General features: G+C 64.3%; 24 protein-coding genes. 9 read left to right on the plus strand and 15 right to left on the minus strand.

All coding sequences use genetic code 11. The annotated features are described in order from the left end of the window. Positions 1 to 27: 27 nt before the first annotated feature. From AC07OK_RS04765 to AC07OK_RS04780, 4 genes are all read right to left on the minus strand, one after another. Positions 28 to 1,350: a TolC family outer membrane protein gene (locus AC07OK_RS04765; RefSeq protein WP_494689200.1), complete on the minus strand. Its 1,323-nt coding sequence runs from the start codon at positions 1,348 to 1,350 to the stop codon at positions 28 to 30. 87 nt (positions 1,351 to 1,437) lie between these two features. Beyond that, positions 1,438 to 1,761 carry a rhodanese-like domain-containing protein gene (locus tag AC07OK_RS04770; RefSeq protein WP_161007007.1) on the minus strand — a complete coding sequence of 108 codons (324 nt, stop codon included), beginning with the start codon at positions 1,759 to 1,761 and terminating at the stop codon, positions 1,438 to 1,440. 15 nt (positions 1,762 to 1,776) lie between these two features. Further along, positions 1,777 to 2,430, minus strand: a complete 654-nt coding sequence (locus AC07OK_RS04775; protein ID WP_494689201.1) for a protein-L-isoaspartate O-methyltransferase family protein — start codon at positions 2,428 to 2,430, stop codon at positions 1,777 to 1,779. 169 nt (positions 2,431 to 2,599) lie between these two features. After that, complete coding sequence (locus AC07OK_RS04780) at positions 2,600 to 3,244, minus strand: TetR/AcrR family transcriptional regulator (protein WP_026333987.1); 645 nt, start codon at positions 3,242 to 3,244, stop codon at positions 2,600 to 2,602. A 116-nt stretch (positions 3,245 to 3,360) separates the two neighbouring features. On the opposite strand from AC07OK_RS04780, the gene AC07OK_RS04785 reads away from it, so the two are divergent. Then, positions 3,361 to 3,756: a hypothetical protein gene (locus AC07OK_RS04785; RefSeq protein ID WP_494689202.1), complete on the plus strand. Its 396-nt coding sequence runs from the start codon at positions 3,361 to 3,363 to the stop codon at positions 3,754 to 3,756. A gap of 78 nt (positions 3,757 to 3,834) precedes the next feature. Here the strand turns inward: AC07OK_RS04785 and AC07OK_RS04790 are convergent, their stop codons facing one another. Further along, complete coding sequence (locus AC07OK_RS04790) at positions 3,835 to 4,407, minus strand: flavodoxin family protein (protein WP_494689203.1); 573 nt, start codon at positions 4,405 to 4,407, stop codon at positions 3,835 to 3,837. 15 nt (positions 4,408 to 4,422) lie between these two features. Then, positions 4,423 to 4,860, minus strand: a complete 438-nt coding sequence (locus AC07OK_RS04795) for an ester cyclase (RefSeq protein ID WP_494689204.1) — start codon at positions 4,858 to 4,860, stop codon at positions 4,423 to 4,425. Positions 4,861 to 4,955: 95 nt separating this feature from the next. Here AC07OK_RS04795 and AC07OK_RS04800 point away from each other — a divergent pair, with 95 nt between their 5' ends. After that, on the plus strand, positions 4,956 to 5,891 hold the full coding sequence (locus tag AC07OK_RS04800; protein ID WP_494689205.1) for a LysR family transcriptional regulator: 936 nt from the start codon (positions 4,956 to 4,958) through the stop codon (positions 5,889 to 5,891). Here the strand turns inward: AC07OK_RS04800 and AC07OK_RS04805 are convergent. Both AC07OK_RS04805 and AC07OK_RS04810 read right to left on the minus strand, forming a co-directional pair. Further along, complete coding sequence (locus AC07OK_RS04805) at positions 5,875 to 6,678, minus strand: DUF2145 domain-containing protein (RefSeq protein ID WP_494689206.1); 804 nt, start codon at positions 6,676 to 6,678, stop codon at positions 5,875 to 5,877. The genes AC07OK_RS04800 and AC07OK_RS04805 overlap by 17 nt on opposite strands. Then, positions 6,675 to 7,157, minus strand: coding sequence for a hypothetical protein (locus AC07OK_RS04810; RefSeq protein ID WP_494689207.1), 483 nt, complete (start codon positions 7,155 to 7,157; stop codon positions 6,675 to 6,677). The genes AC07OK_RS04805 and AC07OK_RS04810 overlap by 4 nt, the downstream gene beginning before the upstream one ends. 125 nt (positions 7,158 to 7,282) lie before the next feature. Here AC07OK_RS04810 and AC07OK_RS04815 point away from each other — a divergent pair, with 125 nt between their 5' ends. The 4 genes from AC07OK_RS04815 (at position 7,283) to AC07OK_RS04830 (ending at position 9,684) form a co-directional block, all read left to right on the plus strand. Next, a complete protein-coding gene (locus tag AC07OK_RS04815; RefSeq protein WP_020700854.1) occupies positions 7,283 to 8,299 on the plus strand; it encodes a M14 family zinc carboxypeptidase in 1,017 nt (338 codons plus the stop codon). After that, positions 8,296 to 9,060, plus strand: coding sequence for an alpha/beta fold hydrolase (locus tag AC07OK_RS04820; protein ID WP_494689208.1), 765 nt, complete (start codon positions 8,296 to 8,298; stop codon positions 9,058 to 9,060). The genes AC07OK_RS04815 and AC07OK_RS04820 overlap by 4 nt, the downstream gene beginning before the upstream one ends. Positions 9,061 to 9,072: 12 nt before the next feature. Then, entirely contained in the window at positions 9,073 to 9,351 is a 279-nt protein-coding gene (locus tag AC07OK_RS04825) for a YkgJ family cysteine cluster protein (RefSeq protein WP_494689209.1), read from the plus strand. Between the two features lie 111 nt (positions 9,352 to 9,462). Next, positions 9,463 to 9,684, plus strand: coding sequence for a hypothetical protein (locus AC07OK_RS04830; RefSeq protein WP_494689210.1), 222 nt, complete (start codon positions 9,463 to 9,465; stop codon positions 9,682 to 9,684). A 398-nt stretch (positions 9,685 to 10,082) separates the two neighbouring features. On the opposite strand, the gene AC07OK_RS04835 is transcribed toward AC07OK_RS04830, so the two are convergent. Next, complete coding sequence (locus AC07OK_RS04835) at positions 10,083 to 11,696, minus strand: M64 family metallopeptidase (RefSeq protein WP_494689211.1); 1,614 nt, start codon at positions 11,694 to 11,696, stop codon at positions 10,083 to 10,085. A gap of 130 nt (positions 11,697 to 11,826) precedes the next feature. Beyond that, positions 11,827 to 11,952 (minus strand): hypothetical protein, encoded by a 126-nt coding sequence (locus AC07OK_RS04840; RefSeq protein WP_494689212.1) that lies wholly within the window; start codon positions 11,950 to 11,952, stop codon positions 11,827 to 11,829. 152 nt (positions 11,953 to 12,104) lie between these two features. Here AC07OK_RS04840 and AC07OK_RS04845 point away from each other — a divergent pair, with 152 nt between their 5' ends. Both AC07OK_RS04845 and AC07OK_RS04850 read left to right on the plus strand, forming a co-directional pair. Next, a complete protein-coding gene (locus AC07OK_RS04845) occupies positions 12,105 to 13,001 on the plus strand; it encodes a LysR substrate-binding domain-containing protein (RefSeq protein ID WP_494689213.1) in 897 nt (298 codons plus the stop codon). 49 nt (positions 13,002 to 13,050) lie between these two features. Then, complete coding sequence (locus tag AC07OK_RS04850) at positions 13,051 to 13,773, plus strand: substrate-binding periplasmic protein (protein WP_494689214.1); 723 nt, start codon at positions 13,051 to 13,053, stop codon at positions 13,771 to 13,773. Positions 13,774 to 13,804: 31 nt separating this feature from the next. On the opposite strand, the gene AC07OK_RS04855 is transcribed toward AC07OK_RS04850, so the two are convergent. From AC07OK_RS04855 to AC07OK_RS04875, 5 genes are all read right to left on the minus strand, one after another. Then, complete coding sequence (locus AC07OK_RS04855; RefSeq protein WP_494689215.1) at positions 13,805 to 16,033, minus strand: glycoside hydrolase family 3 N-terminal domain-containing protein; 2,229 nt, start codon at positions 16,031 to 16,033, stop codon at positions 13,805 to 13,807. Next, entirely contained in the window at positions 16,030 to 17,928 is a 1,899-nt protein-coding gene (locus AC07OK_RS04860; protein ID WP_494689216.1) for a glycoside hydrolase family 2 protein, read from the minus strand. Before AC07OK_RS04860 ends, AC07OK_RS04855 begins: the two co-directional genes overlap by 4 nt. Before the next feature lie 17 nt (positions 17,929 to 17,945). Further along, positions 17,946 to 18,326 carry a 5-carboxymethyl-2-hydroxymuconate isomerase gene (locus AC07OK_RS04865; RefSeq protein WP_494689217.1) on the minus strand — a complete coding sequence of 127 codons (381 nt, stop codon included), beginning with the start codon at positions 18,324 to 18,326 and terminating at the stop codon, positions 17,946 to 17,948. Positions 18,327 to 18,333: 7 nt separating this feature from the next. Further along, positions 18,334 to 20,181, minus strand: a complete 1,848-nt coding sequence (locus tag AC07OK_RS04870) for a hypothetical protein (RefSeq protein ID WP_494689218.1) — start codon at positions 20,179 to 20,181, stop codon at positions 18,334 to 18,336. Between the two features lie 86 nt (positions 20,182 to 20,267). After that, positions 20,268 to 21,260: a LacI family DNA-binding transcriptional regulator gene (locus AC07OK_RS04875; protein WP_494689219.1), complete on the minus strand. Its 993-nt coding sequence runs from the start codon at positions 21,258 to 21,260 to the stop codon at positions 20,268 to 20,270. A gap of 156 nt (positions 21,261 to 21,416) precedes the next feature. Between AC07OK_RS04875 and AC07OK_RS04880 the strand changes: the two genes are divergently transcribed. Beyond that, positions 21,417 to 22,238 carry an NAD-dependent epimerase/dehydratase family protein gene (locus AC07OK_RS04880; RefSeq protein WP_494689220.1) on the plus strand — a complete coding sequence of 274 codons (822 nt, stop codon included), beginning with the start codon at positions 21,417 to 21,419 and terminating at the stop codon, positions 22,236 to 22,238. The last annotated feature ends 8 nt before the right edge of the window (positions 22,239 to 22,246 follow it).

Genomic DNA, 22,246 nt, shown 5'->3' on the forward strand with positions numbered 1-22,246 from the left:
CGTTTTTTGTATCAAGCTCGACGCAGCTTAGTGCGTCAGCAAGGCGTTGATCGGCGCCAGGTCGTCTTCCTTCAGCGAACCGGCGGCCGACTTCAGGCGCAGGCCGTTCATGATGGTGTCATAACGGGCCTTGGCCAGGTCTTTCTGGGTCGAGTACAGCAGCTTCTGCGCGTTCAGCACGTCGATGTTGATGCGCACGCCGACCTGGTAGCCCAGCTTGTTCGAATCGAGCGACGACTTGCTCGACACTTCGGCCGCTTCCAGCGCCTTGACTTGCGCCAGGCCGCTGTTCATGCCCAGGTAGGCCGAACGGGCGTTCTGCGAGGCGGCGCGCTTGGTCGCTTCCAGGTCGTTGCGGGCCTTGTCTTCCAGCGCGATGGTTTCGCGCACCTTGCTGGTGACGGCGAAGCCGCTGAAGATCGGCACGTTCCAGCTGACGCCGATGGCGTTGTTGTTGGCGCGCTGCTGGCCGGTGGTGGTCTGGTGCGTGGAGCTGGCGATCAGGTTGGCGGTCGGCATGTGGTTGGCGCGGTTGCGCTCGATTTCACGCTTGGCGATTTCCACGTTCAGCTTGGCGGCCACCACGGCGTAGTTCTGGCTCTCGGCCGAGCTGACCCATGGTTCCACCGCGGCCGGCGACGGCGCGTTGATGGCCACGCCGGTGCGCAGCGGCGCCAGTTCGCCCGGCGTCTGGCCGATGATCACTTGCAGCGCGGTGCGCTTGTTGTCCAGGTCGTTGATGGCGGCGAATTCCTGCGCCACCACCAGGTCGTAGGCGGCTTGCGCTTCGTGGGTGTCGGTGATGGTCTGGGTGCCGACTTCGAAGTTGCGCTTGGCCGAGGCCAGCTGTTCGGTGGTCGCCACTTTCTGCGCCTGGGTCGAGGTCAGGTTGTCCTGCGCCGTCAGCACGTCGAAATAGGCTTGCGCCACGCGGGTGATCAGGTCTTGCTGGGCCTGGGCGAAGGTGGCTTCGGCGGTGGCCTGCGCCAGCTTGCTCTGCTGGTAGGTCTGCCAGCTGGCCCAGTTGAACAGCGGCTGGGTCAGTTGCACGGAATAGGAATTGGCGTGGTTGTCGACATCGCTCTTCGGCGTGTAGCCGCCGATGAGGGTGTTATACAAGGCCTGATCGCCGCTATTGCGGGTATTGCTGCCGCTGGCCGAAATGCTCGGCAGCAGGCCGGAGCGCCCCTGGGTGATCCGTTCCTGACCGGCGGTCAGCGACGAGCGGGCGCTGGCGTACGTGGCGTCATTGGCCAGCGCTTGCTGATATACCTGGATCAGGTCGGCCGCCTGTGCGTTGAGCGTCAAGAAGGCGCTGGTGATCAGCACGGCGATAAGGGGTCTCTGCATTGCATTCTCCGTTGGAGTCATCAAAAAAGTTGATCAAATCAAAAACACACTACCCGAGCGCCGCGCTCGTTACTCACGCCGCGGCGCTTAATACTTGGCCATCGTGCTGTCGACTTGCAGCGCCCAGGCGTGGATGCCGCCGGTCAGGTTGACCATCTTGCCGAAGCCGTTACGCTCCAGGAAGGCGGCCACCTGCATGCTGCGCGCGCCGTGATGACAGATGCAGACGATGGCCGCATCCTCATCCAGGTCGTCGATGCGCGCCGGTATGGTATTCATCGGGATCTGCACCGAGCCGTCGATGCGGCAAGTTTCAAATTCCCAGTTTTCGCGCACGTCCAGCAACATCGGGCTGGGCCGTGCATCGTCCGCCAGCCAATCGGCCAGTTCCAGAGCGGTGATCTGCTGCATGCTGGTCCGCCCCGCTTAAAACTTGAACTGCGACGGCTGCGTGGCCGAGGCCAGCGCTTTGACGTCGGTTTCAAACAGCGTGCGGGTGTCGTAGCCGGCTTCGCCGGTACGGGTGATCAGCTGCGCCTTCATCGCCGGCGACTGGCCGATGATGGCCGCCAGTCGGCCGCCCACTTTCAATTGTTGCAACAACGCCGGCGGCAATTCCGGCAGCGAGCCGGTCACCACGATCACGTCGAACGGCGCGCCGTTGCTCCAGCCCTGGGCACCATTGCCCAGTTCCACGGTCACATTGGTGACGCCGTTGTCGGCCAAATTCTGTTCCGCCAGCGCTTTGAGCTCCGGCGACACTTCCACCGCCGTCACGTGGCGGCCCTTGTGCGCCAGCAGCGCGGCCAGGTAGCCGGAGCCGACGCCGATTTCCAGCACGCTCTCATGCTTCTTGACGTTGACGTCCTGCAGCAGACGCGCTTCCACCTTCGGGTTCAGCATGACCTGGCCGCCCGGCAGCGGGATTTCGGTATCCGCAAACGCCAGCGCCTTGTGCGCAACCGGCACGAAATTCTCGCGTTTCACCACCATCAGCAGATCCAGCACACTCGTGTCCAGGACGTCCCAAGGGCGGATTTGCTGTTCGATCATGTTGAAGCGGGCTTGTTCGATATTCATCTTATGACTCTGGTCGGATTAAATAATCCGTCATTTTATCGTTGAACTGGCATCGAGGCACATATTAACGATATGACGGCGGGTTCGCGGGAAATTGCGACAGTCTGCAGTTTAAGGGGGTTGAACCTACCAAAATGGCAAGTTGGGCGCAAATCGCGGCTTGGGCGGCTCACGGCTGGGGTGCTTCCAGGCCGCGCAGGGTGACGTCGATCAACGTGTTCATGAAGGCTTGCGGGTCGATCGCCGGCATTTCGCAGGTGGGCATGAAGGAGTGGGTCCACATCATCAGCATCAGCACCGGCGCCACCAGCACCGGCGTCATCACGGCCGGATCGACCGGGCGGAACTCGCCGCGCGCGATGCCGCGCACCAGCACGCTGGCGATCAGGCCGTTGCCGCGGGCGACCACGTCCTCGTTGTAGAACTGCGCCAGTTCGGGGAAATTATTGCCTTCGGCAAGCATCAGCTTGGTGATGCCGGCCAGGTGGGTGGAACAGATCTGGTTCCACCACTTCATCAGGATGGCGCGCAGCAGCTCGGCGCTGGGGCCGTCGAACACGGCCGCTTCCTGCTCGGCCTCGCCGATGGCGTGCACGATATTCTCGCGCACCACGGCCTTGAACAGTTCTTCCTTGTTGGCGAAATACAGGTACAGCGTGCCCTTGGACACGCCGGCGCGCTTGGCCACGTCTTCCAGGCGCGTGCCGGCATAGCCGCGCTCGACGAACTGGTCCAGCGCCGCCGCCAGCAATTCCTGCGGCCGCGCATCCTTGCGCCGCTCCCAGCGTGGCTTGGTATCTTGAGGGGCTTGCATGGGTGCACCCAATTTAACTTACTTATAAGTCATTAATATAAGCGCAAGCCGGGTCAGCGTCAAGTAAGCCCCGTTTGAAATGGAGACGACATCATGCCAGGGCCCGGATCGACGCGATGACGACAAACAGGAGCGCAGACCTGGCCGACCTTGAAAGTCTCATTTCGGCAAGTGTCTCTCCCACCGGGGTTGGCGAAACAGCGTTGTTGCAATGGTTTGGAATATCCAGGGAACGTATCGCTTTGCTTGCCTGCGCTACACACGGCGTCGTTCCCACTCATGTCGCGCGGGAACTGACTATCGGCGGCTTTCGGGCCGATTTCGGTTGGGCCGCAATCGACCCGGACGTGGACCCAACGGTAGGGCTGATTGAAATCGAAAACTGCGAACCGACAACGCTCTTCGAGACGAAACAACGAAAAGCCCCATACCTTGGCGGCCGGTTTTTGGGAGGATTCGGGCAGCTGGCAGGTATGCCAGAAGGGGAAGGCATACCTCAATATCCTGGATAAGGTCAAGTAGGCCCTTGGAAAGCCGCCCGCTCACCCTGCGCGGCCTGATCGCGCAGTGAACGGGCTCCACGGCACCGCTTATTTCAGCTTGGCCGCCAGTTCCGCCACCCGCTTGCCCAGCAGGCGGGCGGTTTCCAGGTCGCCGCTGCGCGGCGCTTCCTCGGGCGAGGCGTCCGACGGCGAAATCGACAGCGCGCCGGCAAAGCCGCCCGCCCAGTTGACGTCGGCCGGGCCGTGTTCCTTTTTACTCGATGGCAAAAGGCCGGAACCGACCCAGATCTGGCCGTGCTGCATGGCCAGCGTCCAGAAATACTGGATGGTGGAGAACTTATCGCCGTTGGTCGAGGCCGAGTTGGTGAAGCCGGCGGCAACCTTGTTCTTCCAGCCCTGGCCGAACCACGCGGCCGACGACTTGTCGGCAAACTTCTTGAACTGCCAGGCCGGGCCGCCCATGTAGGTCGGGCTGCCGTAGATGATGGCGTCGGCCTTGGCGACGGCGGCCAGCGCATCCTCGGACAGGTCGCCGCTCTGGTCGATCCGGTACAGCGTCGCCTCGGCGCCGGCCACGCCGGCGGCGCCCGCCTGCACGGCCTCGGCTTGTTTGGCGGTGTGGCCGTAGCCGCTGAAGTACACGATCGCGATAGTGGTCATAAATTTCCCAAAAAGTTAGTGAACAGGAGGCCAGGCGCCGATCTGGTTCAGCATGCCGAACCAGTCTTCCAGGTGCCAGGTATGGGTGATGCGGTCTGCCCCCAGATAATGAAACTCATGGATGGCAATTGCAATAGCCTTGTTGGTGGGGGCGATGCCGAAAAACTCGCCGCGATGGGTGCCGGTGATCTGCGCGCGCACGGCGGCGCGGCCGTCGCGGCCGAACATGTCGAGGATGGCGATGTGCACATCCGGGAAGGCGGCGCCGAACATCGCGACCACCGGCTTCATGCCGGCCAGGCCGGGCTGCTGGCCGGGTCCCAGCGGCGTGTCCTGCCAGTCCGGCGTCAGCGCCTGGTCGAGCAGGTCGGGGTTGCGCTCGTTGAAGGCGCGGTACAGCGTTTCGATGGCTTGCTGCTGGGCCGTGGTCAGGCCGTTGTCGTGCATGGTCATGAGGGGCTTTCTGTATCGGTGGATGACACGGCCACTGTAGCAATCCGCACCGGCGCAAGTCCAATCGATAATTGATATGCAGTATCATCCACGGCATGGATTTACATGGAATAGACCTCAACCTGCTGGTGGCCTTCGACGCGCTGATCTGCGAGCGCAACGTCACGCGCGCCGGCGTGCGCATCGGCCGCACCCAGCCCGCGATGAGCGCGGCGCTGGCGCGCCTGCGCCTGCTGCTGAAGGACGAGCTGTTCGTGCGCAGCGCCAGCGGCCTGCAGCCGACGCCGCGCGCGCTGGAACTGGCGGCGCCGCTGGGCGAGGCGCTGGCCAGCATCCAGCGCACGCTGGAGTTCACGCAGGCCTTCGATCCGTCGCGCGCCACCGCGCGCTTCACGCTGGCCCTGTCCGACCATCCGGCCTTCGTCATGCTGCCGGCCCTGCTGGCGCGGCTGGCGCGACACGCGCCCGGCGTCACGCTGCGCATCAAGTCCTTCAGCGCGCGCGAGGATGCGCTGGCGCTGCTCGATGCCGGCGAGGCCGACGCGGCGGTCGGCGTGCCCGGCGGCAGCACGCCGCGCATCCCCACCCTGCCGCTGTTCGAGGAACGCTTTGTCTGCGTGGCGCGCAAGGGCCATGCGCTGGCCGGCAAGCGGCTGACGCTGACGCGTTTCCTGGGCTGCCAGCACCTGCTGGTGTCGCCCGAGGGCGACGGCGTCGGCCACGTCGACGTCCGGTTGGCGCAGCTGCAGCGCCGGCGCCAGATCGCCGTGACGCTGCCGCAGATGTACGCGGCGCCGGCCATCGTCGCCGGCGGCGACCTGCTGGCGACAGTGATGGAGGGCGTGGTGCGCGCCAGCGGCCTGGCGCGCGCGCTGGCGGTGCTGCCGCTGCCACCGGAGCTGGACCTGGCGCCGGTGCCCTTCGTGCTGCACTGGCACCGCCGCAACGACGCCCATCCTGCCCAGCGCTGGCTGCGCGATCAGGTCGCGCTGGTGTGCCGCGAGCTGTATGGCGTCAGCGGCGGCCCTTGAGCTCCTGCACGCGCCAGCCGTCCTCGCGCCCGCGCAGGAAGGCCAGCATCGAATCGACCGTCACCGCGTTGATGCGGTCGGAAAAGCGCAGCGCGTTCGGATGATCGTCGAAGGCGATGTTGGCCTTGAACACGCGCCCGCCCAGCCGCGTCATCGGGCCGATGTGCATCTCGGTCGGCGTGTAGCCGGCCATCTTCAGCCACGACTGCGCCTGCTCGCGCGTGCGGATGCGGAAATCCGTGGCCTCGGCCGAGGCCAGCACCTCCAGCACCCACTGGTTGGAGTTCTGGTACTTGGTCGAGAACGGATAGGCCACCATGCTGTAGCGGCTGCCGTGGAAGGCGTGCAGCGTGGCCGGATCGCGCAGGATCTCGCCCAGCTTGGCGGCCATCTTCGGCGGCGGCACGATCACCAGCGCGTCCAGCGTGAACGGGTTCTCCAGGAAGAAGTTCGCCAGGCCGTCGACCCACAACGCGGAATCGGCGGTGCCGCACTCGTTGAGCAGCTCGTACACGCGCCACGGCTGCCCCGGCGCGCTGCGGAAGGCCAGGCCGGCGTGGCTGTATTTCAGGCCGTACTTGGACAGATCCTGGCCCTGGCGCGCGATCATCGCCACGTCGCTGCCGGTGGCGTCCAGCGCGGCCTGCAGCGATTGGCCGGTGACCAGCGCGTCGGTCAGCGCCGCCTGCGTCACCGGATGCTCTTCGCACGAGCGTCCGGCGTGCGCCGGCGCGGCGGCCAGCATGGCGACCACGCCGGCCGCGCCCAGCAAGGCGCGCGCGCTCATTGCGGCGGCAGGCGCTTTTGCGACAACAGCGCCTCGCCCAGTGCGTTAGGAATGAAGGCCACCACCTTGCCCGACGCCACCAGCAAGGTGCCGGTGGTCTCGGACACCACCTGCACCGTGGCGCCCACCGACAGGCCGATCGCATCGACCGTCTTGCCGGCCAGCTTGACCGACAGCTTGGCCGCCGAGCCGACCGAGGTCAGCACCACTTCGACCCCGCCCGCCACGCTCTGCGCAATGCCGCTGACGACATACGCGCCGCCGGCGACCACCGCGACCGAGCCGGCCGCCGGACCGGAATCGCCATGGCCCGAAGCGGCCACGCTGACCACCGGCGCGGCCAGGATGGACATGGTGCCGACCGAGATTTTCTCGGACGGCGTGAAGTTGGATACGCCGTTCTGCGCCAGCGCGGCGGCGGCGCTCAGCGCCAGCGCGGCGCCGGCGATGGTGTTGCGAAGTACTGCATGTGCTGTCAATTCGGTCTCCCTTGGAGTTCTTGGTGCCCGAAGCATAACATTAATGTATAACCAACATTTATACGAATCGCCAAGTAGCCACGAGTGGGCTACACTGTCGATCACATCTTTCTGCGTCCGCTTCCATGCCCGAGAAGAACCTGCCTGAACTGATCACCCTGAAGCGCCTGATCGACGAAGGTGGACGGCATCTGGAGGTCGGCACCTCCTGCACGGTGGCGATGGATGGCCGCCAGTTCCCGGTCTACACCATCGCCTTGGGCAACCCCAGCCCGGACGTGCCGGCGCTGGGCTTCTTCGGCGGCATCCACGGGCTGGAACGCATCGGCACCCAGGTCATCCTGTCGTTCATGGAAAGCCTGCTGGCGCGGCTGCGCTGGGACAGCACCTTGCACCAGCAACTCGAATCGATGCGGCTGGTGTTCATGCCGCTGGTGAATCCGGGCGGCATGTGGCAGGCCACGCGCTGCAATCCGCAAGGCGTGGACCTGATGCGCAACGCGCCGCTGAGCGCGGTCGACAAGGTGCCCTTCATGCTGGGCGGCCAGCGCTACAGCCATCACCTGCCGTGGTACCGCGGCAAGGCCGGCGCGCCGATGGAGGCGGAAAGCCAGGCCGTGTGCGAGCTGGTCGAACGCGAACTGCTGTCGCGCCAGTTCAGCATGGCGCTCGACTGCCACTCCGGCTTCGGCCTGCGCGACCGCATCTGGTTCCCGCACGCGCACACCACGGCGCCGATTCCGCACCTGGCCGACATCGGCGCGCTGGAGCAGCTGTTCAGCCAGAGCTACCCGAACCACAACTACGTGTTCGAGCCGCAAAGCCGCCAGTACCGCACCCACGGCGACCTGTGGGACTACCTGTACCTGAACGGCACCAGCTACAACGATCGCGTGTTCCTGCCGCTGACGCTGGAGATGGGTTCGTGGCTGTGGGTGAAGAAGAATCCGCGCCAGATCTTCGACCGCATCGCCATCTTCAACCCGACCGCCAAGCACCGCTTGCAACGGGTGCTGCGGCGCCACCTGATCTGGTTCGACTTCCTGATGCGCGCGGCCAACAGCCACGGACGCTGGATGCCGGAAGGGATGGCGCGCAAGGTCCAGCACCGCCGCGCGCTGGCGCAGTGGTACGACGCATGAGCAACTGGGTGCTGCTGCGCGGCCTGATGCGCGAACAGCGCCACTGGGGACGCTTCCCCGGCCAGCTGGCCGCCGCGCTGCCGGACGCCGCCATCGTCACGCCCGACCTGCCCGGCAACGGCGAGCGCCATGCCCTGCGCAGCGTCACGCAGGTGGCGCAGATGGTGGACTACTGCCGCCGCGACCTGCAAGCGCGCGGCATCGAACCGCCCTACTCGCTGCTGGCGCTGTCGCTGGGCGGCATGGCGGCGGTGGAGTGGTCCAGCCGCTATCCCGGCGAAGTGGAATGCTGCGTGCTGATCAACACCAGCATGCGGCCGTACAGCCGCTTCCACCAGCGGCTGCGCTGGCAGAACTATCCGTCCATCGTCGGGCTGATGCTGCGCGGCGGCGTCGAACGGCAGGAGCGCCTGATCCTGCGCCTGACCAGCCGCACCGGCGCGGCCGCCGAACGCGAACAACTGCTGCAACGCTGGCTGGGCTACCAGCGCGAATTCCCCGTCACGCGCGCCAACGCGCTGCGCCAGCTGTGGTCCGCCGCCCGCTTCCGCGCGCCGGCCACGCGGCCGGCCGTGCCACTGCTGATCCTGGCCGGCGCCGGCGACCAGTTGGTCGACCACCGCTGCTCGCTGCGGCTGGCGCAGGCGTGGGATGCGCCGCTGCTGGTACACCCGAGCGCAGGCCACGACCTGCCGCTGGATGACGGCCCGTGGGCGGCGGCGGCCATCGCAAAATGGCTGGACGAAGAAAAAGGGGCGTAAAATACCGCCCCTATGAAGAATTCCTCGCCCACCCTGGACTGTCGTCCCAACTGCGGCGCCTGCTGCACGGCGCCCTCGATCACCAGCCCCATCCCCGGTATGCCCGATGGCAAACCGGCGGGCGTGCGCTGCGTCCAGCTGGCCGACGACAACCGCTGCAAGATCTTCGGCCGTCCCGAACGGCCGGCCTTCTGCGGCGGCCTTCAACCGTCGGCCGAGATGTGCGGCGCCAGCCGCGAATCGGCCATGCTGTGGCTGGCCGATCTGGAGCGCCTGACCGCCCCAATGTAAATCGTCGCGACTTTTTAGTGTGCTAGACTTAGATATAGACGTATCTTCGAAAATCGGTTCTAACTTTCTTCAGCGACATCCGCGTTTGTCAAACTAAATAGGCAAACAATCATGTTAAAAAATACGCGCCAGCCTTTGGCGATGGCAGCCAAGCAAACCAAACACGCGCAAGAAATGGAAACCCTGAGGGCACACCATGAACGCATACTCAAAGAACCGCCTTTGAGGGAAGCTACGCTTGTTGGCGCAGGTCTATTTGTCCGCTCTGCTGACGGAAAGCTTATTGTTGCAAAACCGTATAGCAAGGTCATCGTCCCCAAAAGCATTACCTAATTCATGTACGGCCGTCCTGGCGTCATCTATGGTTTTCATGGCTGCGACCGGCGCGTCGGGGAATCGGTGCTGTCCTCTCACACAAAACATTTAATATCGAGCAAAAACGACTATGACTGGCTTGGGCACGGCATATATTTCTGGGAAGCCAGTCCCGAGCGAGGATTAGAGTTTCACTTTGGGAAAGAAACGATTTATACGATGACGCGGGACTTACTGACAAAAACCATATGCAAATTTGCGTTCGCAATCCTGAATGTATTCGAGGGTATTTCCGCGTCCGGGAGTTGAATGGCGTAGATCTTTCACATTGGGATTGTCATCCTTTCCGATCAAGACCGATCCCATCACGTTAGCGCCGCCGCATCAGGCAACGGCGGCGCTCCAGCCAACATCGACTAAGGCTTAGTGTAACTGTAGCTCAGCGAATACGCGCCGCCGGTGGAGCTGGTGGCCACCGCATAATAGTAACCGGCAACGGCGTTGTAGGAGATCGACGGACTCGCCGACGCCCCCGCGCTGACCGCCACTTGCGCCCATCCGTTCGCACCGTACTGATACAGATAGAGCTGATAGCTGGTGCCCACTTTGCCGGTCAACTGCAAGCTGATGTTGCCGGCCGCCGCCTGTATCCAGCCCGGGTTCACGTTGGGCACGTTGACGCTGCCGCCCGCCTGGATGGTGCCGGTCTGCGTCGCGCCGGCGCCGCCGCTGTATTGCGCGAACACCTTGTGCGCCGCGCCCTCGTTGACCGCGTGCCACGGATAGCCCAGCGTGCGCATGCGCGAGTTTTCAGTCGGACGGTATTTGCCGCTGGCGCAGTACTGCGCCCCCTGGAACACGCCCACGGTGCCGTTCGGATAGGCGCCGGCGCTGGTCGGCACCGGCGTGCTGGCCGAGATCAGGCTGCGCCACTTGACGCTGCGGGTGGCGTTCATCGTCACATCGGGCTCGCCCGGCTCGCCGTCCAGGCTGCAGGTGCCGTAGTCGTATTCGTCCGCCAGCTTGAACGCGGTGTGGCCGATCTCGTGCAGCGCGACCTCGATCGCCTGCGGCGCCATCGACAGCGTGGCGACCTCGCCGCCGGAGCCGCCGTAGCGCGTGGAGTTGGCGACCACGATGATCACGTCGCGCTCGTCCGGCGCCAGCACCGAGCCGACGATATCGTGCACCTTGTCGGCATCCACGCACAGCAGGCGGTCAATGTTGTAGCAGTTGAAGGCGGCGTCCATCGCGGTGTCGCGGTAGATGCCCTTGTCCGGTTCGTCCACGCCGGACTGGTTGCTGGCCACATCCACGCGCCGCACGTTCATGTTGGCGCGGTTGGCGGCGAACAGCGGATCGGCCAGGAAGCCGTCGATGACTTTCTGCGCATCCGTGTGCCACTTGTCCATTTCGGCGGCGGTGTAGCCGTCGCCGATGAACACGTAGTCCATGCGCGCGGCGGCCGGTCCGGTGCTGAGGATGGTGGTCGCGCTGGCGGCCGGCGCCAGCGCGGCGGCGCGCGCAGTGCGCGCAGTGCGCGACGTGGTGGCCAGCTTGGCCAGCGTGGCGCGGTCGAAGCGCGCCAGCGGCGCGATGGCGGCGGCCGCCGCGCTCATGCCCTTGCCGCTGCTGGCCTGCACCGGCAGCACCTCGACGCTGGCGGTGGCGCTGTCGAACGGCAGCGACACTTCAAACGAACCGCTCGCCTGGCGCACGGTTTCGGCAATGTCGATGGCGCCGGTTTTCGGATTGAACGCTTCGACGTGGCGCTGCTGACCGGCGGCCACGGTGACTTCATGCAGGATGACGCCCTGCGCGTCGCGCGCGACCACGCGCCATTGCGCGCCCGGCGTCTGGTTGCGCACGTCCGGCGTCAAGGCGAAGGTGCCGATTTCCGCGTGGCGGGCGCTGAACACCGGGCCGCTGCGGCCGTCGGCGTAGCTCAGGCGCAGCGAGATATTGTCAGCGCTGGCGGCGCCGGCGGCCAGCAGCGCTGCCAGCGCCGCCGTGATGCGTAGGTAAGTCATGGTGTCTCCGTATTTTTTTAGTGGAGCACCGATTGTCACGCCGCCGCCGACGGCGCAGATGTGCAATGCAGCGCAACTTGCACAAACCTGCTGCCATCGTCGCCGGCTGTTGCGCCGTCGCTGCGTTGAATCAACGCAACATCACCAACTGCGCCAGCATGCGCATCAATTCCGCCGAGAACTTCGATGCCGCCGGCGGGCATGGGACGGCCGGCTGGCCTGCGCAAGGCGGGGTAAGGGTCTGGCTCTGGGACATGGCAAGCTCCTGTTGAATGTGACACCGATATCGATAATTCCTTACTCATGGAGTTTTATCAGCGTATGAGGTATATTTTCCTCCCGCATTCGCTCGCGATCAAACGAGTAATTTTCGATTTATGCACAAGAAAAACTTAGCCTAAGCCCGACATGACCAAACCGCTGCGCTCCCTTTCCGGCCTGATCGACTTCGACTGCGCCGCCCGCTGGGGCAGCTTCAAGCTGGCCGCCCAGGAGCTGCACAAGACGCCGGCGGCGATCAGCCTCCAGGTCAAGCAGCTGGAAGCGGCGGTCGGTTTCGAGCTGTTCACGCGCCACCCGCGCCACATCACCTTGACCGACAAAGGGCAGGAACTGGCGGCGGCGGTGGCCCGCATGCTGGGCGAACTGCGCGCCAAGGTGACGGCGCTACAGGACGGCGACGAGGAGAAAATCCTGCGCATCTCCACCAGCCACTCGCTGGCGATCAAATGGCTGGTGCAGCGCGTGCATCGCTTTACCAAGCTGCATCCGGAACTCGACATCCGGATCGATTCCAGCGACCGCCTGATCGACATGGAGGACGGCAGCACCGATGCCGCACTACGCTTCCATGACATCGGGGAGCACGATTCCGGGCTGCTGTTCCGCGAGCGGCTGGTGGCGATCTACAGCCCGTCGTTGCTGGCGCCCGGGCAGAAAGCGCTGACGCTGGCCGACCTGCAACGCTTCCCGCTGCTGTACGAAAACAGCAACGAAGAGTGGTTACAGCTACTGCGCGAGAACCACGCGCTGAAAGGCAAATACGATTTCTCGCTCAGCTACAGCAACTTCGCCGTACTGGCACAGGCAGCGCTGGCGGGACAGGGAATCAGCCTGGTTCCGTATGCGATCGCCTACGAAGACATCCGCGCCGGCGCGCTGAAGATGATCGCCTGCCGTAGCGCCCCCTATCAGCGCGGCTACCAGCTGCTGGTCAACAGCAACAAGGAAGGCATGACCAAGATCGCGCGCCTGCGCGCCTGGCTGAAGGACGAAATCGACGAGATGCAGCGCTCGCTGGATTGACGGCGTGGTCCGATTGATCTACCTTGAATGCACCTCAACCGGCCCGCCTATGAATTCATTCGTCAGATTCCTCGCCCTTTCCCTGCTGGCGACGCCGGCACCGGCCGCGCAAGCGGCCGAGACGGCCCGGCAGGCGCTGCGCTACGTGCAGAAGAGCGAAGACCGCCCCGCTCCCGACAAACGTGAACTGAACCGCTTCCAGGTGGCGTTGGGCAGCGCGCTGGCGCGGCAGATGGGCCGGCCGGTACGCTTCATCTCCCTCCCGCGCAAACGCATGTTGGCCGCGCTGGAAGGCGGCGAAGGCGACATCCTGTGCGGCTACGTGCCGGCCTGGGTCAAGGGCGATGTGTACTGGAGCCGGCCCTTCATCCCCACCTCGGAAGTCCTGGTGTCGTCGAACCGGGTGCCGGCGCCGCGCACGCTGGATGAATTGAAAGGCAAGCGCATAGGCACGGTGCTGGGCTTCCGCTACCCGGAGGTCGAACAGCGCCTGGGCGCGGACTTCATCCGCGACGACGCCCCCTCCTCCGACCTCACGCTGCTCAAATGGCAGGGCGGCCGCTACGACTATTTTCTGGCCGCCCGCAACATGATCGACAGCCAGGCCGCCAAAGGCGCGCTGCCGGCCGGCTATCATCTGCTGGTGATCAACGAGTACCAGTCGATGTGCGCGGTGGCCAAGCAGGGCAACGCTGGCATCGACGAGGTCAACACCGCCATCGACGCCATCGAGAAAAGCGGCGAACTGGCGCGCCTGCTGCGCCTGCGCTAGCGCACCAGGCGCGTTTGTTCATGCATCATGGTCATCTGGGTGGCAGCAGTTTTACCGCCCCCTCAAGACGGATATCGTCGGAGGCACTGCCGACCATCAGTTTGAAGTCGCCGGCCTCGGCGCCCCATACCAGCTGGCTGTTGAAGAACGACAGCAGCTCGCGGTCGATGGTGAAGCTCACGCGGTGCTGTTCGCCCGCTTGCAGATGGATCTTCTGGAATCCCTTCAACTCCTTCACCGGCCGCACCACCGAAGCGACCATGTCGCGCAAGTAGAGCTGCACGATCTCGGTGCCCTCGACCTTGCCGGTGTTGGCCAGGTCGAACGACAGCGTGACCGTCTGCGACGGCGCCATCTCCTGGCTGCTGATGCTCAGGCCGGAGTATTTGAAATCGGTGTAGCTCAGGCCATGGCCGAAGGCATAGCGCGGCGTGTTGACAGAATCGATGTAGGCCGATTTGTAGACCACGTTCTTCTCGTCGGTGACGGGACGACCGGTGTTGTACTGCGCGTAGGACAACGGAATCTGGCCGACGCTGCGCGGGAAGGTGATCGGCAGCTTGGCGGACGGGTTGTAGTCGCCGAACAGCACGTTGGCGACCGCGTTGCCGCCTTCGCTGCCGGGGAACCATGCGTAGACGATGGCGTCCGCCTGGTCGGCGATGGCGTTGAACACCAGTGGGCGGCCGGCCAGCATCACCACCACGATCGGTTTTCCAGTCGCCTTCAGTGCGGCGAACAGCTGCTCCTGATGGCCGGGCAGCGTGATGTCGGTGCGGGACTTGGCTTCGCCGCTCAAGTCCCAGGTCTCGCCGACGGCCAACACGACAACGTCCGCCTTGGCGGCAGTGGCGACGGCTTCGGCAAAGCCCTCGGCGCCGGTGCAGCGGGTATCGCAAGCCGCCGCGTAGCTGACCTGCGCCTTGCCGGCGTGGCTGCGAATGCCTTCGAGAATGCTGACCACGGGCGCGCGCTCGCCTTCCACCACCCAGCCGCCTTCAAGGTCGCGCCGCGCATCGGCCAACGGCCCGATGACGGCGATCTTCCGTGCGGCGCGTGACAACGGTAAAGCCTTGCCTTCGTTCTTCAGCAGCACCAGCGATTTTTGCGCCACGTCCAGCGCGGCGGCGCGGTGCGACGGATCAGCCAGCACGGCCTTCTCGCGCGTGGCGACCGAGTAGCGGTATGGATCGTCGAACAGGCCAAGTTCGAATTTCTTGTACAGGATGCGGCGGACCGCGTCGTCCAGCGTCTTCATTCGCACCTTGCCGGATTTGACGGCGTCCTCAAGGTGCTTGATGTGGGCAAAGCTCTCCATGTCCATGTCGCTGCCGGCGTTGATGGCTTTGACGGAGGCGTCGGCCAGGTCGCCGGCATAACCATGCGGCACCATCTCGCGCACCGAGCCCCAGTCGCTGACGACGAAGCCCTTGAAGTTCCAGCTGCCCTTGAGGATGTCGCGTTGCAGGAAGGCGTTGGCGGTGGCCGGTATGCCGTTGAGCGTATTGAAGGAGTTCATGAACGTCGCCGCGCCGGCATCCAGCGCGGCCTTGAACGGCGGCAGATAGACCTCGAACAGCTGCTGCTTGCTCATGTCGACCGCGTTGTAGTCGCGGCCCGCCACCGCCGCGCCATAGGCCGCGAAATGCTTGGCGGTGGCCATCACGGAATCGGTGGCGCCCAGCTGCTTGCCCTGGAAGCCGTGCACGCGCGCGCGGGCGATGGCCGAACCAAGGAAGGCGTCTTCGCCCGCGCCTTCCATCACGCGGCCCCAGCGCGGATCGCGCGCCACATCCACCATCGGCGCGAAGGTCCAGTGGATGCCGGCGGCAGCGGCTTCACGCGCGGCGATGTGGGCCGACTGTTCGATCGCCTCCATGTCCCACGACGCCGATTCGCCCAGCGGCACGGGGAACACGGTGTGGTAGCCGTGGATCACGTCCTGGCCGAACAGCAGCGGGATGTGCAGCCTCGATTGCAGCGCCAGCGCCTGGATCTCGCGGGTGTCGGCCACGCCTTTCACGTTGAGCATGGAGCCGACTTTGCCGAGGCGGATATCGGCCAGCGTTGCGGCGTAGTCGCTGCTGGCCGGGCCGGTGACCAGGCGGCCGGAGATCTGATGCAGCTGGCCGACCTTCTCCGCCACCGTCATCTGCTTCATCAGCGCGGCGACCTTGCGATCGATCTGCGCGTCCTGCGCGTGGGCCAACAACGGCAGCAAGGCCGCGGCCAGGGCAAGCGTGGTTATTTTCATGGTCATTTGTACTGCTGCTGTTTTTGGTCGTAGTAAGCCTTCATCGTGTAGAAGGCCAGCTTTTTCTTGCCGGTTTCGGAGATCAGGCCCTTGCGGTTCCAGAAGTCCTGGTAGTACGGGTGCGGCCGGCGCGGCGAACGGAAGTCCGTCAGCACCCACGGCGTCATGCCGCGCAGGCCGGGGATCGCGTCGAGCAGTTTGAACTGGTTCTTGTACAGCAGGTCCTGATACTCCTCGCTCCAGCGGGTGTCGTCGTCGGCGTGCAGGCCGCCCAGCGCGTCGGCGCCAAATTCGGTGATCACCACCGGCTTGTTGTAATTGACCTTGAACGAGAACTTCAACATCTCCTTGTTGTCGGACCAGTACCAGCCTGCGTATTCGTTGAAGCTGGCGAGGTCGATCTTGTCGGACAGCGGGTCCTCCACCGTCACCTCGTTGCCCTTGCGGTGCACTTCCAGCGCGGCGGCGACCAGGCGGGTTTGGTCCAGCGAACGCACGGTATCGGCCAGGTTGCCCATGAAGACATTGCGCGCATCGCTGACCGGCGTCTCGTTCCCGATCGACCAGATGATGACGCTGGCGCGGTTGCGGTCGCGCGTGACCAGGTCCGTCAGCTGCTGGCTGGCGTTGGCGTAGACTTCCGGCTTCTCCCACGAGATGGTCCAGTACACCGGCACCTCGGCCCAGACCAGGATGCCCATCTCGTCGGCCAGCCGGATCATCTCCTCGCTGTGCGGGTAGTGCGCCAGGCGGACGTAGTTGCAGTTCATCTCCTTGGCCCATTGCAGCATCATGCGCATGTCGCCTTCGCCGCGCAGGCGGCCCGGTATCAATGGGTTCTCGTCGTGCAGCGAGACGCCGCGCAGGAATACCGACTTCCCGTTTAACAGCAGATCCTGCCCGCGCGTTTCGATGGTGCGGAAGCCGATGCGGTCATTGAGTTTGTCGGTGGCGCCGGCGATGGTGACGGTGTACAGCTTGGGATCGTCCGGCGACCAATAGCGCATCCTGTTTTTCGCCAGCGGGATGCTGACCGCGGCGCGGCCGTCGGCGCCGGTATGCACGGTGGCCTTGACGCCCGCCTCGGGGATGGTGATTGTCACGTCCTGGGAGCGCTGGGCGCCGGTCATCTGCACATAGCCTTCGATGCGGCCCATGTCGCCCTTGGCCAGCTGGATCTGGTAGTCGGCGATGTAGGTGTCCGGCGTTTCGGCCAGCAGCACGTCACGGGTGATGCCGCCGTAGTTCCACCAGTCGGTGTTCAGGGTCGGGATGTCGTCCTGGTGGCGGGTGTTGTCGGCCTTGACGATGACGGTGTTCTGGCCGTTCAGCAGGCGGCCCGTCACTTCGAACTGAAACGGCGTGAAGCCGCCTTTGTGGCTACCGACCTTCTTGCCGTTCAGGTAGACGTGGGCCTCGTAATTGACCGCGCCGAAGTAGAGGAAGTAGTGCTTGCCGTCCTTGGGCGCGGCCTGGAACTGCTGGCGCATCCAGACGGTGCCTTCGTAGTTTTCCAGCTTGGCGCTCTGCGAGTTCCAGTCGCCTGGAATGGCCAGCGTCGGCGAGCCGTCGAAGCTGTACTCGACCGTTTCGGTTTTGTCCTTGGGCTTGCGGTCGTCGTAGAAACCGCCGGAGCCAGTGGCCGACTGGTCGAAGGGCTGGTGGCGGTAGTTGTAGTAGCCCGCTTCGTAGGGATCGACGATGTAATTCCAGCGGCCGTCCAGCAGCAAGTGGGTGCGGCCGTAGATGTTGTGCAACGTGGGCGGCTGCGTCGCCGCCACCGTGGCGATACGGGCGCCGCTGGCCGGCACTACCATCGCCTGTCCCGGTGCCTGGTCGTCCTGCGCCCATGCCGCCGACAGGCAGCCCGTTATCAACAACAGCTTCAATACACTACGCATCCATGTCTCCAAGTTTTTTAACTACTGAATTTGCCTTCGTAAGCAGGCGGTGTCGCATCGATATGCAGGGTGAGGCGCAGCGGCAGTTTGTCCAGCGCCGGGGCGAGGTGCGCGTGTGCCGCTGCCAGCACGGCGTCGCCGACCGCATTGACCAGTTCTTCACTGCGGCCCGGTGTGATGCGCATGTTCATGTAGACGAAGGCGCGTCCCTGCTCGCCGTCCGCCACCGCGTACTGCGCGGCCGGATAGGCCAGCACGCGGGTGCCCAGCAGCGGAAACACCAGCGTTCCGCCGGCATCCTTCAACGTGACCAGGGTGTGCGACAGCGTCTTGCACAAATCGCCAATATCGGCGTGCGCGTCGAGATTGGCGGTGTATTCGATTTTTAAGTGCGGCATGATGTCCTCAATGGTATTTGATGGTCCACTTGATGGTCAGCGGTTCCTTCATCGTCAGCTTGCCGGTGCCGCATGTGACGAGCGTCTTCATCGCTCCGTACGGCGCCATGTAATCCTTGCTGCCGTTGGTCGGCGCGACCTGGCATTGCTGGAGACCGGAGACGCTGTACTCGCCAACATCGCCCGTGGCGAAGGTGATGGTGCCGCCGTCGATGGCCGGCTGTTCAGAGAAGGATGCGAATTCCAGCGTGATCTTCTCCACTTCCTGCGTCCCCACCGGCGTGTAGACGTCGTTGCGGGTCAGCTGTCCGTGTTCCAGTGTGTAGGTGGTTTGCAGCTTGATGCGGTCGTCCTTGACCGGACTTTTCCCGCCCAGCCGGTCCAGCTCATCCTGGCGATAGCTGACGGTGTAGCGCTGGCCGGCCTGGCTGGTCTTGATGTCCTTGATCCACGCCGTGCCGATCAACTGCGCGCCGTCGGCCATGGTGAACTTGGGCAGCAGCTGCGGGTGCGCGCCACCGCTGTCGGCGATGCCGGAGACGATGCCCGGCGCGAATGGCAGCGGGTAGTATGGGCTGTTGTCATGCTGGCCGATGCCGCCGTTGATGATGTTCAGACTGACGACGTGCTTGCCGTCGCGGAAAATGGTCAGCGCGCGGTCGTATTCGCCCTGCGCGAAGGTGGTGGTGCTGAACTGCGGACGGGTCTTGTCCAGCCACGCTTGCAGGTCGGCCTTGGGCGGCGCGTCCTTCATGCCGGCCTTGTTCCAGGTGTCGTTCGTGTAGATCAACTGGTGCAGCAACGAGAAGTTCTCACCCAGGATGCGGTGCTTGCCGCGATAGGCGTCGGTGCGCCGGCCCTTGCCCCACATGTCCACCGAGTGCATCGACGGGTCGTACCAGAAGTCCATGTAGCGGGCGACGACGCGCGACGAGAAGGCATACGCGTACTGCTTCTCTTCCGGCGTCAGCACGTCCAGGTAGGCGGACACGGAAAGGATCTCGACCAGCGCCGTCTCGCCATACGGCCCGAGGCTGCGGCCGAAGCTGAAGCCGTCGCCGGCGGTGTTGCTGACGTTGAGCGCGATGTCGGCCGCCTTGCGCAGCAGGCCTTTCAGCTCCGGCGTGGGTTCCATGCCGGTTTCCAGGAAGCGCTCGCAGATTTCCGCGATCAGCAGGATGCTGTAGCGGTCGAAGCGCCCTTCGCCGTCGGTCTCGTCGGAGAATCCGAACTTGCCCGAGTATTTTTTGTAATGCGCGAGCATTTTGTCGAGCAGGATCTTGCTGCCGCTGTCGTCCTCCCAGCCCATCAACATGCGCAGCCGCGCGATGCTGAACGCCACGCCGTAGTAGTTGGTCGGCAGGTTGATCAAGTCGTACTGCGGCACGGTGACGAAGCTGCGCCAGTCCAGCTGCTTGCGCAGCCGCGCCAGCGTGGCCGGGCTGACCGCCTGCTCCAGCAGGCCGGCTTCCTTCAATTTGACCAACGCGCCGATGTAGTAGTAGATGCCCCAGGTGTGGTTGTCCATGCCGACCGTCATATCGGCGATGTCGCGGTAATCGCGCAGCCGCTGCGGCAGCGCCGGGTCATCCCTGGCGCTATTGAGCAGCACGTGGCCCAGGCCCGCCGCCACTTTACCCGGCAAGAATTTATCGCCGGCCTTGAACGGCGCGTAGCCGTCGATGACGATGGCCGCCTTTTCCGCCATCAGCTTCTTGAAAAAATAATCCAGCTGCTGGTAGGCGTTGTCCTGCACGACGCGGTTCATCGGCGCGGGCGCCTGCGCCGCTGCGCCACCGGCAGAAAGCGTGGCGGCCAGTGCGATCGCAGACAGGCGGAATCGGGACGAAATCATGAGGTGGAAGACTCTTTTTGGAAAACGTTTAACCGATGTTATGTGATTTTTCCAGAAACGTAAAGCGCCATATGCAAAAGCCGCGGCTAAACGCGGTTGGCGATGGAGCCGCGCAGTATCAGCTGCGGCTCGATCATGTTGAACGCGGCGGCGGGCTTGCCTTCGATCCGGCCTATCAGCTGCTCCATCGCGGCGGCGCCCAAACGCTCGCTTTGCAGGTCGACGGTGGTCAGCGGCGGCGAGGTGTAGGCGCCGAACTGGATGTTGTCGAAGCCGGCCACCGAGATGTCGTCCGGAAGACGGAAGCCCAGCGTCTGCGCGGCTTTCATGAAGCCGAGCGCCATCAGGTCGTTGTAGCAGATCAGCGCATCGGGATGCTCGGCGCCGAGCATGATGGCCGAGCACACGCGCTCCCCTTCCCGCGCCGACGGCGCGCCGGCGTCATGCACCACCAGCGGCAGGCCATGCCCGGCCAAACACTCCCGGATGGCGGCCAGGCGTTCCTCGTCGCGGCGCGACTTGGAGAAGCCCAGGTAGGCGATCTTGCGATGTCCCTGCCCGACCAGGTGCCGCGCCAGCATGCAGGCGCCGCGCCGGTCGTCGCCCGCCACCCAGGGGATATCGTGCTGCGCCAGATGGCCGAAGAACACCATCGGCTTCCCCAGCTCCATCATCCAGCCCATTTCCGATTCCGGTATGCGCGAGATGACGAACATACCGTCCACGCGGCGGCTCAGCGCCTCCAGCAAGGGCCGTTCGCGGTCCGGGTTTTCATCGGTATCGACCAGCAGCAGGTTGTAACCGTGCTGCTGCGCCACACGGTTGGCGCCCTTGACCACGCTGGCGAAGTGCGGATTGGCCACGTCCAGCACCGACAGGCCGATGCTCCTGGTGCGGCCGGTGATCATCGACGCCGCCAGTGGGTTGGAACGGTAGCCCAGGTCGGCGATGACCTGCGTAATGGTCGCTTCCACGCCCGCCGAGAAACGCTGCGCGCCGTTGACGAACTTGGACACGGTGGCGGTGGAAACACCGGCGGCGGCGGCCACGTCGCGGATGGTGGGTATCGGTTTTTTCATCAATCCAGTCAATCGATTTTTATTTTAATGGTCGATCCGCTTCGATCTTAGCACGGTAAATCCGCCACACACTATGTCTACGCTGACACGAAAGCGATTGACCCCGAAAATAATTTCGATATACTTGCGATTAAACGTTTAACTACAAAGTACCCAATGACCACTACCTCCAGCGCAAAACCATTCAAACGCATCCTACTGACCGGCGCCGGCGGCGGCCTGGGCACCATCCTGCGCGAGCGCGCCAAGGCCTGGGCCGACGTGGTGCGCCTGAACGACGTCAAGGACCTGGGCCCGGCGCGCGAAGGCGAGGAAATCGTCATCGGCGACCTGGGCGACCGCGACGGCGTGCTGACAATGATGGAAGGCGTGGACGCCGTGCTGCACTTCGGCGGCATCTCGGTGGAGGACAAGTTCGAACCCATCATGAACGCCAACATCCTCGGCCTGCACCATCTGTACGAGGCGGTGCACAAGTGCGGCGTCAAGCGCGTGATCTACGCCAGCTCCAGCCACGTGGTGGGCTACTACGAAACCACGCAGCTGGTCGACGCCAGCATGCCGCTGCGCCCCGACGGCTTCTACGGCGTGTCGAAGGCCTTCGGCGAGGCGCTGTCGCGCTACTACTACGACCGCTTCGGCACCGAGACCGTCTGCCTGCGCATTGGCTCATCCTTCCCGGAACCGAAGAACAGCCGCATGATGGTCACCTACCTGGCCTACGACGACCTGGTGGAACTGATCCGCTGCTCGCTGTTCACGCCGCGCGTGGGCCACACGATCACCTTCGGCACCTCGGACAATCCGACCAAGTGGTGGGACAACAAGCACGCCTCGCACCTGGGCTATGTGCCCAAGCACAGCTCCGGCCAGTTCGCCGACCAGTTCCCCGACAGCGCGGCCTACCCGGCGGCCGGCGATGCGCCGACCATCTACCAGGGAGGCCCGTTCGTCACCGCAGGACCGATGTACAAATAAAACTCAAC

This window comes from Duganella sp. GW821-FHT07G03, from assembly GCF_059418605.1.

What these genes read in the sequence shown, in the direction of transcription:
- AC07OK_RS04765 (WP_494689200.1), bottom strand. Translation starts at nt 1,350, where the DNA reads ATGCAGAGACCCCTTATCGCCGTGCTGATCACCAGCGCCTTCTTGACG.
- AC07OK_RS04770 (WP_161007007.1), bottom strand. Translation starts at nt 1,761, where the DNA reads ATGCAGCAGATCACCGCTCTGGAACTGGCCGATTGGCTGGCGGACGAT.
- AC07OK_RS04775 (WP_494689201.1), bottom strand. Translation starts at nt 2,430, where the DNA reads ATGAATATCGAACAAGCCCGCTTCAACATGATCGAACAGCAAATCCGC.
- AC07OK_RS04780 (WP_026333987.1), bottom strand. Translation starts at nt 3,244, where the DNA reads ATGCAAGCCCCTCAAGATACCAAGCCACGCTGGGAGCGGCGCAAGGAT.
- AC07OK_RS04785 (WP_494689202.1), top strand. Translation starts at nt 3,361, where the DNA reads ATGACGACAAACAGGAGCGCAGACCTGGCCGACCTTGAAAGTCTCATT.
- AC07OK_RS04790 (WP_494689203.1), bottom strand. Translation starts at nt 4,407, where the DNA reads ATGACCACTATCGCGATCGTGTACTTCAGCGGCTACGGCCACACCGCC.
- AC07OK_RS04795 (WP_494689204.1), bottom strand. Translation starts at nt 4,860, where the DNA reads ATGACCATGCACGACAACGGCCTGACCACGGCCCAGCAGCAAGCCATC.
- AC07OK_RS04800 (WP_494689205.1), top strand. Translation starts at nt 4,956, where the DNA reads ATGGATTTACATGGAATAGACCTCAACCTGCTGGTGGCCTTCGACGCG.
- AC07OK_RS04805 (WP_494689206.1), bottom strand. Translation starts at nt 6,678, where the DNA reads ATGAGCGCGCGCGCCTTGCTGGGCGCGGCCGGCGTGGTCGCCATGCTG.
- AC07OK_RS04815 (WP_020700854.1), top strand. Translation starts at nt 7,283, where the DNA reads ATGCCCGAGAAGAACCTGCCTGAACTGATCACCCTGAAGCGCCTGATC.
- AC07OK_RS04820 (WP_494689208.1), top strand. Translation starts at nt 8,296, where the DNA reads ATGAGCAACTGGGTGCTGCTGCGCGGCCTGATGCGCGAACAGCGCCAC.
- AC07OK_RS04825 (WP_494689209.1), top strand. Translation starts at nt 9,073, where the DNA reads ATGAAGAATTCCTCGCCCACCCTGGACTGTCGTCCCAACTGCGGCGCC.
- AC07OK_RS04830 (WP_494689210.1), top strand. Translation starts at nt 9,463, where the DNA reads ATGTTAAAAAATACGCGCCAGCCTTTGGCGATGGCAGCCAAGCAAACC.
- AC07OK_RS04835 (WP_494689211.1), bottom strand. Translation starts at nt 11,696, where the DNA reads ATGACTTACCTACGCATCACGGCGGCGCTGGCAGCGCTGCTGGCCGCC.
- AC07OK_RS04840 (WP_494689212.1), bottom strand. Translation starts at nt 11,952, where the DNA reads ATGTCCCAGAGCCAGACCCTTACCCCGCCTTGCGCAGGCCAGCCGGCC.
- AC07OK_RS04845 (WP_494689213.1), top strand. Translation starts at nt 12,105, where the DNA reads ATGACCAAACCGCTGCGCTCCCTTTCCGGCCTGATCGACTTCGACTGC.
- AC07OK_RS04850 (WP_494689214.1), top strand. Translation starts at nt 13,051, where the DNA reads ATGAATTCATTCGTCAGATTCCTCGCCCTTTCCCTGCTGGCGACGCCG.
- AC07OK_RS04855 (WP_494689215.1), bottom strand. Translation starts at nt 16,033, where the DNA reads ATGACCATGAAAATAACCACGCTTGCCCTGGCCGCGGCCTTGCTGCCG.
- AC07OK_RS04860 (WP_494689216.1), bottom strand. Translation starts at nt 17,928, where the DNA reads ATGCGTAGTGTATTGAAGCTGTTGTTGATAACGGGCTGCCTGTCGGCG.
- AC07OK_RS04865 (WP_494689217.1), bottom strand. Translation starts at nt 18,326, where the DNA reads ATGCCGCACTTAAAAATCGAATACACCGCCAATCTCGACGCGCACGCC.
- AC07OK_RS04870 (WP_494689218.1), bottom strand. Translation starts at nt 20,181, where the DNA reads ATGATTTCGTCCCGATTCCGCCTGTCTGCGATCGCACTGGCCGCCACG.
- AC07OK_RS04875 (WP_494689219.1), bottom strand. Translation starts at nt 21,260, where the DNA reads ATGAAAAAACCGATACCCACCATCCGCGACGTGGCCGCCGCCGCCGGT.
- AC07OK_RS04880 (WP_494689220.1), top strand. Translation starts at nt 21,417, where the DNA reads ATGACCACTACCTCCAGCGCAAAACCATTCAAACGCATCCTACTGACC.